At 60.9% G+C, this 12,320-nt stretch carries 11 protein-coding genes; 4 read left to right on the forward strand and 7 right to left on the reverse strand.

Features of this window, described 5'->3' with window-relative positions:
- Positions 1 to 158 precede the first annotated feature (158 nt).
- Positions 159 to 1,226: a 3-deoxy-7-phosphoheptulonate synthase gene (locus K6T12_RS16140; RefSeq protein WP_222223900.1), complete on the reverse strand. Its 1,068-nt coding sequence runs from the start codon at positions 1,224 to 1,226 to the stop codon at positions 159 to 161.
- Positions 1,227 to 1,644: 418 nt separating this feature from the next.
- On the opposite strand from K6T12_RS16140, the gene dsbD reads away from it, so the two are divergent.
- Positions 1,645 to 3,489, forward strand: a complete 1,845-nt coding sequence (dsbD, locus tag K6T12_RS16145; protein ID WP_315853620.1) for a protein-disulfide reductase DsbD — start codon at positions 1,645 to 1,647, stop codon at positions 3,487 to 3,489.
- A gap of 347 nt (positions 3,490 to 3,836) precedes the next feature.
- Here the strand turns inward: dsbD and K6T12_RS16150 are convergent, their stop codons facing one another.
- Together K6T12_RS16150 and K6T12_RS16155 are read right to left on the reverse strand one after the other, a co-directional pair.
- On the reverse strand, positions 3,837 to 4,511 hold the full coding sequence (locus tag K6T12_RS16150) for a CoA transferase subunit B (protein ID WP_222223901.1): 675 nt from the start codon (positions 4,509 to 4,511) through the stop codon (positions 3,837 to 3,839).
- Positions 4,512 to 4,611: 100 nt separating this feature from the next.
- Entirely contained in the window at positions 4,612 to 5,313 is a 702-nt protein-coding gene (locus K6T12_RS16155; RefSeq protein ID WP_222223902.1) for a CoA transferase subunit A, read from the reverse strand.
- A gap of 146 nt (positions 5,314 to 5,459) precedes the next feature.
- Here K6T12_RS16155 and K6T12_RS16160 point away from each other — a divergent pair, with 146 nt between their 5' ends.
- On the forward strand, positions 5,460 to 6,389 hold the full coding sequence (locus K6T12_RS16160; protein WP_255611816.1) for a LysR family transcriptional regulator: 930 nt from the start codon (positions 5,460 to 5,462) through the stop codon (positions 6,387 to 6,389).
- A 164-nt stretch (positions 6,390 to 6,553) separates the two neighbouring features.
- Here K6T12_RS16160 and K6T12_RS16165 read toward each other — a convergent pair whose 3' ends face one another.
- The 3 genes from K6T12_RS16165 to K6T12_RS16175 form a co-directional block, all read right to left on the reverse strand.
- Entirely contained in the window at positions 6,554 to 7,099 is a 546-nt protein-coding gene (locus tag K6T12_RS16165) for a hydrolase (RefSeq protein WP_222223903.1), read from the reverse strand.
- A gap of 106 nt (positions 7,100 to 7,205) precedes the next feature.
- Complete coding sequence (locus K6T12_RS16170; RefSeq protein ID WP_222223904.1) at positions 7,206 to 8,408, reverse strand: Bcr/CflA family multidrug efflux MFS transporter; 1,203 nt, start codon at positions 8,406 to 8,408, stop codon at positions 7,206 to 7,208.
- A 413-nt stretch (positions 8,409 to 8,821) separates the two neighbouring features.
- Positions 8,822 to 9,592, reverse strand: a complete 771-nt coding sequence (locus K6T12_RS16175) for a Phenylacetic acid catabolic protein (protein ID WP_222223905.1) — start codon at positions 9,590 to 9,592, stop codon at positions 8,822 to 8,824.
- Between the two features lie 327 nt (positions 9,593 to 9,919).
- On the opposite strand from K6T12_RS16175, the gene K6T12_RS16180 reads away from it, so the two are divergent.
- A complete protein-coding gene (locus K6T12_RS16180; protein ID WP_222223906.1) occupies positions 9,920 to 10,369 on the forward strand; it encodes a flavodoxin domain-containing protein in 450 nt (149 codons plus the stop codon).
- A gap of 292 nt (positions 10,370 to 10,661) precedes the next feature.
- A complete protein-coding gene (paaY, locus tag K6T12_RS16185; protein WP_222223907.1) occupies positions 10,662 to 11,282 on the forward strand; it encodes a phenylacetic acid degradation protein PaaY in 621 nt (206 codons plus the stop codon).
- Between the two features lie 409 nt (positions 11,283 to 11,691).
- On the opposite strand, the gene K6T12_RS16190 is transcribed toward paaY, so the two are convergent.
- Entirely contained in the window at positions 11,692 to 12,303 is a 612-nt protein-coding gene (locus K6T12_RS16190; RefSeq protein ID WP_222223908.1) for a DUF2889 domain-containing protein, read from the reverse strand.
- Positions 12,304 to 12,320 lie beyond the last annotated feature (17 nt).

Genomic DNA, 12,320 nt, shown 5'->3' on the forward strand with positions numbered 1-12,320 from the left:
GGACGCTCAGAGTCGGCGTAGACAGGGGTGCCAGCGGCAAGCTTATGGCTAACGTAGAAATTTCCTAACAAGCAGCGAAGAAACAAGAAAATGCCAGTCAGTTGGCTTAACTGACTGGCATTAGGCGATTGCCGGCTTTTCAACGCTTGAACCGCTGCTTAACGGTTCGGCAGCACATCCTTCAGTTTTTCATGCATGCCGGTCAGGCACTTGTCGGTGGCCTCCCAGTCGATGCAGGCGTCGGTGATGGAGACGCCGTACTGCAGTTCCGACAGATCTGCCGGCACCTTCTGGTTGCCCCAGCCCAGATTGCTCTCGATCATCAGGCTGGTGATCGAGCGGTTGCCTTCCAGGATCTGGTTGGCAACGTTGTCGGCAACCAGCGGTTGCAGCGCCGGATCCTTGTTGGAGTTGGCGTGGCTGCAGTCGACCATGATGTTGGCCAGCAGCTTGGCCTTGTCCAGAGCCTGCTCGGCCAGTGCCACACTGACGGAGTCGTAGTTCGGCTTGCCGCCACCGCCACGCAGTACCACGTGGCCGTACTGGTTACCCTTGGTGTGCACGATGGACACCTGGCCGTCGCCGTTGATACCGAGGAATCGGTGCGGGTGGCTGACCGATTCCAGAGCGTTGATGGCGACATCCAGACTGCCGTCGGTGCCGTTCTTGAAGCCGACCGCGCAGGACAGGCCGGAGGACATCTCGCGGTGGGTCTGGGATTCGGTGGTACGGGCGCCGATCGCCGACCAGGAGATCAGGTCCTGCAAGTACTGCGGGCTGATCGGATCCAGTGCCTCGGTGGCCAGCGGCAGGCCCATCTCGGCCAGGTCCAGCAGCAGCTTACGGGCGATATGCAGACCCTCTTCAATTTCGAAAGAGTCATCCAGATGAGGGTCGTTGATCAGGCCTTTCCAGCCCACGGTGGTGCGAGGTTTCTCAAAATAGACGCGCATGACCAGATAGAGAGAATCCTTGACCTTTTCCTGCAGGGCTTTGAGCTTGCGGCCATACTCGAGCGCGGCTTCCGGATCATGGATCGAGCAGGGGCCCACTACGATGAACAGGCGCTTATCTTTGCGGTCGAGAATATTGCGAATCACATTGCGGCCTTCCATTACGGAGGCGGCCGCCGCCTCGCTGAGCGGCATTTCACGCTTGAGCTCTTCCGGTGAGATCAGCGGCGTATTGGATTCGATATTAAGGTTTTCTACACGGTTATCGGTCATGACTAGTTTTTTCCTGGTACGGCGCGGGCTTGACAGACTGTTGAAAAACTACCTGCGTTGTCAACACTGCGTTAAAAATTGGCTCAAGTCGGTCATTTATAAGCCATAAACTCCCTCGTTTCGCCGATTATGTGCTTCGCCGCTCTGGCGAGTGCCTTGTGTTGACTGCCTCGCCAACGTTTTTCAACGGCCTGTTCGGACTCCGCTTTATGCATACAGTCGCGTCTTGTCTTACGACCGTTCTGTTGTACCACATTCTCTGTGGCCTTCGTAAGTGGCTGAAAGGCTTAGGTCGAGCCCTGGTCTGTTGCCGGTGGTACAATGACGCACAGCTTGGCGGTGGCGAACTTGTCGGCCCGGCCGCTGTCTTAGAGCCAGTCCAAAGTTCTTACGTTGTCGGTCCAATAAGGGAAGAGCCGTGTTTCGCAAGTTGTCTTTTCATATTCTGCTGAGCCTGTTGCTGACCAGTTGGCTAGCTGTGCCGCTGGCCCGTGCCGGTTTGTTCGATAGCAACCCACTGGGTGGTGCAGACGGGCCGTTGCCGGTAGAGCAGGCGTTCGTCTTCCAGCCGCAGGAGTCGGAAAACGGCCAGTTGATGCTGTTCTGGAAGGTCACCGACGACTACTACCTGTATCGGGACCGGGTCAAGCTGGTGCCGTCCGATGGTATCGCCCTGCATGGCCGGGTGAATGCGCCGGCCCAGCAGAAAGATGATCCGCTGTTCGGGCGAGTCTGGGTCTACAAACACACCGGCCAGATCGATCTGCAGTTCGTCAGCACCACCGGTGAACCGGTCGACGGCAGTGTCGAAGTCTCCTACCAGGGTTGCTGGGAGGGTGGTATCTGCTACCCGCCGGTGACCCAGGTGGTGCCGCTCAGCCAGGTGCCGGTGGCAGCTTCCCTGCCAGCGCCGCTGGCTGAACCGGCCGCCCCGGTGGCTCCTGCCGTAACCGAAGCTCCGCAGCAGCCGGAGCAGGACCGGTTCGCGGCGATGATCGGCCAGGGCAGTTTCCTGTTGACGCTGGGCGCGTTCCTGCTGGCCGGATTGGGGCTCGCCTTTACCCCCTGCGTATTCCCGATGATTCCGATCCTGTCCAGTATCATCGCCGGGCAGGGCCATAAGATAACCACCGGCCGGGCCTTCGGCCTGTCGTTGGTCTACGTGCTGTCGGTCTCGGTCACCTACACCCTGGCCGGCGTGGCGGCGGGACTGTTTGGTGCCAACCTGCAGGCGGCATTCCAGAACCCCTGGATTATCGGCCTGTTCAGTGGCTTGTTCGTGGTGCTGGCACTGGCGATGTTCGGCTTTTACGAATTGCAGCTGCCCAGTCTTTGGCAGAGCCGGCTTAGCCACCTGACAAGCGGCCAGAAAGGGGGCTCCCTGCTGGGTGTCGCGATCATGGGTTTGCTGTCGGCGCTGATCGTCGGTCCCTGCATGGCAGCGCCGTTGGCCGGCGCGCTGATCTATATCGGCCAGACCGGCGATCCGCTACTCGGTGGCGCGGCGTTGTTCAGCCTGAGTCTGGGGATGGGGGTTCCACTGCTGCTGCTGGGCGTATCGGCCGGCAAGTTGCTGCCCAAGGCCGGCCCATGGATGGCGGGCGTCAAGGCGGCTTTCGGGGTGATGTTGCTGGCCATGGCGATCTGGATGCTGGACCGGGTGGTGCCGACCGAGCTGAGCATGCTGTTGGCAGCGGCCCTGCTGCTGGTAACGGCGGTTTATATGTCGGCGCTGGATCGGTTGCCGGAGAATGCTTCCGGCTGGCGCAAGCTGTGGAAAGGGTTGGGTGTAATCCTGCTGGTCTACGGTGGGGCGTTGTCGGTGGGCGTGCTGTCCGGCAGCCAGAGCTTCCTGCGGCCTTTGCAGGGCCTGGCCGGTAGTGCCGTTGAGCGGCCGGCATTGCCGTTCAATACCGTTACCACCGAGGCGGAACTGGACCGCTTGCTGGCGCAGGCGCAACAGAACGGCCAGCCGGTGATGCTCGATTTCTATGCTGACTGGTGCATCTCCTGTGTCGAACTGGAGGAGTTCACCTTCAAGGACAGCTCGGTGATGCAATCGCTGGATACGTTTATGCTAATCCGGGTGGATGTCACCGCCAATGATGATGACGCCAAGGTGCTGAGCCGACGCTACGGGGTGATCGGCCCGCCGGCGCTGGTGTTCTACGACCGCCAGGGGCGCCAGCGTGATCATATGATGCTGATCGGGGTGATCGGTCCGGATGATTTCGTACGCCATCTGGGGCAGTTGGATAGCTGAACGTTGTGAAGTCCCGCTTTCGAACAGGGGGTGTAGCCGCGAGCTGTTTTTTGGGTTCAAAACGATCGCCGGACCGCCGGACCGCCGGACCGCCGGACCGCCGGACCGCCGGACCGCCGGACCACGCGGAGTGCGCCTCCCATCCGGTTATGCGCGCTCAGTACCGATGGCATTGGCCATTCGACTGTTGACTCAACACTGTTAACTGAAAGCGAATAAAAAATAACCCCGCACGGGGCGGGGTTCACAATCTCTGGCCATCGCCGGCGGAGCATCTTCGCCGGCATCAGGCAGAGTTTTCAGGACGACAACGGATTTGCCTGTCTAAAAAGCGGTTTTTGCGGAGTTTAAACCGGGATGACCGGCTCGAACTCCATCTCCGGCACGTGATCCGGCACGATCAGCTTGCCGGCGGTCTTGGCGACGATCTCCTCGACGGAGACACCCGGCGCGCGTTCTTTCAGGATGAAGGCGCCATCCTCGATCTCCAGGTAGGCCAGGTCGGTCAGTACCTTCTTGATGCAGCCGGCGCCGGTCAGCGGCAGGCTGCATTCTTCCAGCAGCTTGGACTCACCGTGCTTGGAGGCGTGGGTCATGGTGACGATGATGTTGTCGGCACCGGCCACCAGGTCCATGGCACCACCCATCCCCTTGATCAGTTTGCCCGGGATCATCCAGGAGGCGATGTTGCCCTGCTGGTCGACCTCGAAGGCGCCCAGCACGGTCAGGTCGACGTGGCCGCCGCGGATCATCGCGAAGGACTCGGCGGAGGAGAAGATCGAGGCGCCGGTTACCGCGGTCACGGTCTGCTTGCCGGCGTTGATCATATCGGCGTCGACTTCGTCTTCGGTCGGGAAGGTGCCCATGCCCAGCAGGCCGTTTTCGGACTGCAGCATCACTTCCATCCCCTCCGGCACGTAGTTGGCGACCAGGGTCGGGATGCCGATGCCCAGGTTCACGTAGTAGCCATCTTTCAGTTCGCGCGCAACGCGCATTGCCATCTGTTCACGAGAGAGTGCCATCTTTGTTCCCTCTAATCTCTGCGGGCCGGCCGTGCCGTCCCGGCTGATATCTGGTTTCAGTGCGGGCAGGTATAGGGCCTGCCATTCTGTTGAGCGGCGCTTAACCCTTGCGTACGGTACGCTGCTCGATACGCTTTTCGAACGTGCCCTGGATCAGGCGGTCGACGTAGATGCCCGGGGTGTGGATCTCGGACGGCTTCAGCTCGCCCGGCTCGACGATCTCTTCCACTTCCACCACGGTAATCTTGCCGGCAGTGGCGGCCATCGGGTTGAAGTTCTGGGCGGTGTCGCGGTAGACGACGTTGCCATAGCGGTCGGCTTTCCAGCCTTTGACGATGGCGAAGTCGCCGGTGATCGACTCTTCGAGGATATAGTTGCGACCGTTGAATTCGCGCACTTCCTTGCCGTCGGCAACCGGCGTACCGTAACCGGTGGCGGTGTAGAACGCCGGGATACCGGCGCCGCCGGCGCGCATCTTCTCGGCCAGGGTGCCCTGCGGGGTCAGTTCCACTTCCAGCTCGCCGGCCAGCAGCTGCTGTTCGAACAGTGCGTTCTCGCCGACGTAGGAGGAGATCATCTTCTTGATCTGCTTATCGACCAGCAGGATGCCGAGGCCGAAATCGTCGACGCCGCAGTTGTTGGAAACCACGGTCAGGTTCTTGCTGCCCAGGCGCTTGATCTGGGCGATCAGGTTCTCCGGAATCCCGCAGAGGCCGAAACCGCCGGCGATGATGGTCATGCCATCTTCCAGTCCGGCCAGCGCTTCTTCGTAGCTGTTTACAACTTTGTCAAAACCCGACATTGCAACACTCCTCCATGCGGCCTTTCAGTCACTGAGCGCCGCATTCAATTTTGTTGTTGTCATAGATAACGTGCAGTTTCCCAAGTCTCCTACACTGTTTTATATTTAGCTAATAAAAAGATTTGAATAACTTATTTGGAAATTAAATGAATATAACCGTCAAACAGCTGCGTGCTTTTGTTGCGGTTGCGAAAACACAGAGCTTTACCGAGGCCTGCGCGGCGGTCCATCTGTCGCAGCCGGCGCTCAGTATCGCCATCAAGAACCTGGAGGAGGAGATCGGCGGTAACCTGCTGGTGCGCACCACCCGCACGCTGTCGCTGAGCCCGGAAGGGGAGGCGTTCCTGCCCACCGCGCAACGTCTGCTGGCCGACTGGGATAACGCCCTGGAGGAGGTGCACAACCGTTTTGCACTGCGAAGAGGCAAGGTGGCGATCGCGGCGATGCCGTCGTTCGCGCTGAACCAGCTGCCGCTGGCGATGCTGCGGTACCGGGAAAAATATCCGCAGATCAACGTCACCGTACACGATGTGCTGGCCGAGGATGTGGTGGAGATGGTGCGCAATGGCCGGGTCGAGGTAGGGGTCAGCTTCGATCCCGGCGAGTCGGAAGACCTGCTGTTCGAACCATTGTTTCAGGATCGGCTGGTGGCGGTCCTGCCGGTGGAACATCCATTGTTGCAGCACGACAGTATCAGCTGGCGGCAGTTGCTGGAGGGGGACTTCATCGCCCTGCAGCGGCCATCCAACCTGCGTCTGCTGATCGAGCAGCAGTTGGAGGAGCAGGGGATCTCGCTGGCGGTGGAGTTCGAAACCCACCAGCTGGCGACCATCGGCCGGATGGCCGCTACCGGCTTGGGCGTGGGGGCGGTGCCGTCGCTCTGTATCCGTCAGATGCGGGAGATGGGGGCGCACTGCCGAACGCTGGTGGAGCCTGAAATCTCGCGCCAGGTCGGAGTGATTACCCGGCGCCGCTATCCGCTGTCGATGGCGGCCCAGGCGATGGTGCAGGTACTGCGCGACATGTCGCTGCAGGAATTGATCGCCCGGGAGGGGCAGGCGGTGGGCGTCGTCTGACGCCCTGCCCATTGCTTAGAGCCTGTTCACGATCTTTTGCCAATTGCGTTGTCGCCGCAAAACGCGCCAGGCAAGGCGCGAGATGCGACGTTTAGTTGCTCTAAATGAGCGTCGAGCAACGCCGTATGGCGCTTTTTGCGGCACAACCCAAAGGGACGGGGCTCTTAGCGCAGGAATTCCCGGCTGATCTGGCGGAACTGTTCGGTGCCGGCTTTCTGCAGCCACTCAAATGCGACCATCTCGCGGGTCACCACATGGATGCCCAGCTGGCGCATCCGGGCCAGCGCGGCGGCCTTGTCGGTCGGGTTGCGCGAGCCGACCGCATCTTCCACCACGTATACCTCACGGGCCTGCTGTTTCAGCTGGATCGCGGTCTGCAGTACGCAGACGTGAGCTTCGCTGCCGATCACCACCAGCTGGTCCGGGCGCAGCTGGTTGATCTTCGCATTGCAGGCCGGCTCCGACATGCAGGAGAAGTGGGTCTTCTCCATGATGCCAACGGCCGGCAGCAGCGGCCGCAGCTCGGCGACGGTGTGGCCGAGCCCCTGCGGATACTGTTCGGATGTCAGCACCGGCACCCGCAGCCGATTGGCGATCTCGATCAGCCATTTGGCGTTGGCGATCAGCTGTTCGCTGTCGTGGATCTTCGGTGCCAGCTTCTCCTGGATATCGACCACCAGCAGGCAGGATTTGTCGGGGTGGATCAGCATCGTCTTTTCCTTGGATGTCGTTATAGGGTTCAGGGCCCCGACGCGCGGGGCCGGTACGGCTGCAGCGCCGCTCTGGCCACAGTATAACCGTCACCCCCGGGCTTGGTCAGGCCGCAGTTCCCTGGCGTTGTGGACGTTCCGGCACCAGTAGCTGGTAACTCAGCAGGGCGCACAATCCCATCGCCGCAATGGTGGTGACCATGGTGGTCGGCGTACCGCTGTGCAGGTGGCCGACCACCAGGCCGACAGCGGCGGCGATGGTCGATTGCAGGAAGCCGAGCAGTGCCGAGGCGGTGCCGGCGATATGGCCGAACGGCGCCAGCGCGCCGGCCATCGCCTGGGGCATCAGGATGCCGACGCCGGCCATGAACAGGAACTGGCAGCCGATCAGCCAGTTGAGATGGTGGATTCCCAGCCAGGCGGGAATCGCCATCGCCAGACCGGCCAGGGTAGCCAGCAGCGAGGCGAAGGCCAGCATCCGGTCGATACCGTAGCGGGGGCCGATCCGTTGGGCGATCTGGGTGCCGGACATGTAGCCGATAACCACGATGGCGAAATAGAGCCCGTAGTGCTGCTGTGCCACCTCGAAGTAGTCGATCAATACGAACGAGGAGCCGGACAGGAACGAGAACAGGCCGGAGAAGATGAAGCTGCAGCTCAGTGTATAGCCCAGATACTGGCGGTGGCGGAGCAGCGCGCCGTAGTTACGCAAGATACCGGCGGGGTGGATACTGCCAACCCGGTCGGCGGGCAGGCTTTCCGGCACCTGGCGGGCGATCAGTAGCAGAGCCAGCATGCCGTAGCCGGCCAGGAAGACGAAGGTCGACTGCCAGTCGTACCAGAGCGCCAGGAAACCGCCAAGGATTGGCGCTATCGCCGGGGCCAGCGCCATGATGGTGCCCATCATCGACAGCACCTGGGCCGAGCGTTGCGGTCCGTACAGGTCGCGAACGATGGTGCGGCCCAGCACCGGACCGCTGCAGGCACCAAGCGCCTGCAGGAAGCGAAAACCGATCAGGGACTCGATACTGTCGGCCAGTGCGCAACCAACGGTTGCCAGCGAGAACAGCACCAACCCGCCGAGCAGAATCGGCTTGCGGCCGAAGCGGTCGGCCAGCGGGCCATAGACCAGCTGGGACAACGCGAAGCCGGCGAAGAATATCGACAATGTGAGCTGAACCTGCTCGACCGGCGCATCAAGCGCCTCCCCCAGCTGAGGCAGCGTGGGCAGGTACATATCGGTCGACAGCGGGCCGAGGGCGACCACCGTCGCCAGGATCCAGACAAGGGACTGGTTGGCTTGCGGCATGTGACTATCCGTGATCGAAACCTGGTACCGGCGCGCCAAGGGTTGTGCTCGCGCCTTGATTGGGAAGGCGCACTATAGCAGATTGCGGCCGGGCCACTTTTGGCGAATCGTGCATGCTGTGCAGCGGTCCGGGAAAAAGTCGGCTTGCCGTCGATGGCACGCGCGTGGCTCTGGAATTAAAAAAGCAGGCCGAACGGCCTGCAGTGCAAGGGCATAGTACCTGTCGAGTACCGGCCGGGGCCGGGGCTCGACAGTGGAACTGCCGGCAGCAGGTGCCGGCCATCGTGCTCGGGCTCCTTTAACCCAAAGGCTCAAAGGGGCCGGATCAACAGCTCAGGATATTCCGTTCAACCTCAGGGCCGGTTTGGCTGGCTCAAGGCTTTTCAACTGGGCTCAGAGCTTTTGAATTGGGCTCAGGGCTGTTCGACCGGGCTCAGGCCCAGCCGGGTCAACATGTCGTCCACCTGGCCTTGCCACTGGGCCAGGCGGTATTCATTGGTGTGCTTCAGCAGCCCGTAGCGGCGGAAACGGTCGTTGTGTTCGGAGTCGGCGCGACCGAAGCTGGCGGCGACCCGTGGATACCAGTATTCGACTGCCGCCTGGGCGGCGCTGGTGCCGTCGCGCTCGATGGTAGCGGCCAGGCCGCGTTCACCCAGCTCGGCGTGACGGGCTTCGCCTTGGGCGATCTGCTGCATCAGTTCTGCCAGCGGTGCATAGGAGCACTGGCGCAGCTCTTTCAGCTGGATATTGGAGGCACTGCCCATCAGGGTGTTCATCACCAGCGAATCGGTCCAGCCTTCCAGCGGGTAGTGGAACACGTTCAGCCGCTTGTCACCGCCGATACGGCGGTTGCCCAGATCCAGCGCGCGGCTCAATCGGGCCGACCAGCAGTGGGAGGCCACATACAGGCTAGGGTCGACGCCAAAATCCTGCAGCAGGTCCAATACTTTCTCGGCGTGGTCGAACTTGTCGGCCACGATCTGGGCGGCCACCTGGCGTTCGCGCAGCCCGGGGCCCTGATTGATCTGTTCGGCAAAACCGGCCGCGCCGGCCAGCTCGGAATCGGTGAATACCACCATCAGGCGCATCAGCTCGGAGCGGTAGCCGGCGGGCAGTTCCTCGCCGCGTTCGATCCGCTCGCCCTTGGCGACGCGCTCAATCAGTGTCTTATCGTCCATTGTCATAACTGGCCCCATATCTCGAAAATGAAAACCCTGTCCATCAGTCTACGAGCAACCGGGCGTATTCGCCGAACTTTCAGATCTCCGCGCTTATACTGGAGGTATGCGCGGATTGGGCGGCGATTGCTGATAGCCGGTCGTGCCGATGTCGATCAGACTAACCCAAATGCACAAAGAGATACAAGATAAAGTTTTGATTGTGATCTTTTCGTATCGCTTTCTTTGTTGTATCGTTGCCGCTGTACTGATATTTGCCCGTCGGGCGAACCGTTACGTCAGGGGCGGTGTTGCGCGGCGGGTCATGCAAGATTGAATAAAGGCGGGAAATGAATGACTGATATCGCAATTCTGGTCGGCACCGAATCCGGCAATGCACAGATGGTGGCCGATGCGCTGCAGGAGGTGCTGGAGGGGATGGAGCACGAGGTGGTGCTGCATGAGGAGCCGGATCTGGATGAGATCGATTTTGCCAATCGCGATGTGGTGATCGTCAGTTGTTCGACCCACGGCGATGGTGAGCTGCCGGACAATATCATTCCGCTGTGCGAAGCACTGCAGGAACAGCAGCCGAACCTGTCGCATATCCGTTACGGCGTTGTGGCGCTGGGTGATCAGACCTACCACCAGACTTTCTGCCAGGCGGGTAAGGATGTCGATGCACTGCTGGCCGGCCTGGGCGCGGTACGGATCGGCGAGCGCTTCGAAGTGGATGCCTGCACCCAGCCGTTGCCGGATGAGGATGCTCGCGAGTGGGTCAAGGGTTGGATAACCCAGCTCTGATCGCCACAGGCACTCGCTCGTAACGCAGAAGGCTGCCCGCACACTAGGGGCAGCCTTTTTTATGTTCTTTGCAGTTTTCGGTCTTTTCAGCTGTCCAATGGCCGAGTCTTCGCCAGGCACGTCAGCTGAAATCTATCACCGATAGCTTCATACCGTCAGGCTCCCTCGTCAAAGCCGTATTGGCATCGTCCGGTTGGTGGTGGGTTTGTCGAGATGATTAGGGTAAATTAGGGAAAATACCTATCTATTGAGAAGGGCGGGACTGGGTTCCGTCGTTGTAAGGAGTTGCTTGATGAATGTCTATGCCATCGACGGGATTACCCCGGTGGTCGATCCGACCGCCTTTGTCCATCCGACCGCCGTGCTGATCGGCGATGTGATTGTCGGGCCGCGCTGCTATGTGGGGCCGGCGGCCTGCCTGCGCGGCGATTTCGGCCGGCTGGTTCTGAAGGAGGGGGCCAACCTGCAGGATACCTGCGTGATGCACGGCTTCCCGGGTACCGACACGGTGGTCGAGGAGGACGGTCATATCGGTCATGGCGCGGTGCTGCACGGCTGCACCATCAAGCGTAACGCACTGGTGGGCATGAACGCGGTGGTGATGGACGGCGCGGTGGTTGGCGAATCGGCCATCGTCGCGGCGATGGCGTTCGTCAAGGCCAAGGCGGAGATCCCGGCCCGCACGCTGGTGGCCGGTTCGCCGGCCAAGGTGATCCGCGAGCTGAGCGACACCGATGTTGCCTGGAAGTCGGCCGGCACCCGCCAGTATCAGGATCTGGCGGTACGCAGCCTGACCACCATGGAGAAAGTGGAGCCGCTGACCGCGGTAGAGCCGGACCGCAAGCGGTTGCAGATCGATGCCGATGAGGTGATTCCGCTCTACAAGGTGAAAGAGCAGGAGCAGGCCAAATAAGGCCGGTTCGAAAAGATACGGGATTAAAAAGAGTCTCGTAGGGTGGGCACAGACGACGTGCCCACCCTACCGAGTAGCCTCTCGCTTGGCACTTGAAGCTTCACTAACCGGCTCTAATCCGTGAAGAATCAAACAAGAGCCGCTCAGGGAACCTGTGAATAAGTCCCTTATGTTCTCTGCAGGCTCTAGAACGGCCAGATGCGCGAAAGGCAGCGCAGCGGAATGACGCGTCTTTCCAAGCTGCCTGACAAAGCAGATGGCCGTTCTAGAGCCCGCCCTCCGGGGCTTGTGGAGCGACCAGAGCTCTGCGTTAACGATTTTCGCCGGACAACCAGTACGCCTGTAATCGTTGCCTTGATCTCTGGTCGCTCCGAAAGCCAGAGGCCCAAGGGACTTGTTCACAGGTTCCTTAGCAAGCGGCTCTTTCATTTTCCGGGGTTGCTCTCACCAGCGGGATCAGCTCGGCGTTATCCCCCTCGTAAAAGTGCGGCCAGTGTTCGCGTACGACCGGGCCGTCGCTGGCCATGGTGTGACAGCTGTCCAGCATCGGCGGGCGCTGGTCACCGTCGGCCCAGTTTTCCTGCTGTTCGCGGGCCTGATGAGTGGCCTGGTAGGCGGTCGTCGCCACCGGGCCGAGCAGTTCCAGCAGGTGGGTACAGCCGTTGATGCCGCCGAACAGCTGACGCACCTTCTTGGTGAAGCCGGGCGCGATCTGCAGGCCGATCAGCTGTTTATAAGTCTCGGTGATCTGCGGGCAGATCCTGAACGGGGTGTAATCCATCGCCGCTTCGACGTCGAGGATATTCAAATCCAGATCGACGGTGATCCGGATCGACATGCCGTGTAGCGGCTCGCCTACCGGGATAATGCCGTCGTTACGTTCTTTGCACTCCATCGCAAAGCTCTTGGTATCGGTCAGGTGGCCTTCGATATCCCACAGGCCATCGGTGCGCTGGAAGCCTTCGCAGCGAACCTGGCGGGTGTGCTGCAGGCTGCGCGGTTGCGGAGTGGAAAGGGGCATGGAACGAACAATTCTCC

Source organism: Marinobacterium arenosum, from assembly GCF_019795155.1.
Classification (GTDB): domain Bacteria; phylum Pseudomonadota; class Gammaproteobacteria; order Pseudomonadales; family Balneatricaceae; genus Marinobacterium_C; species Marinobacterium_C arenosum.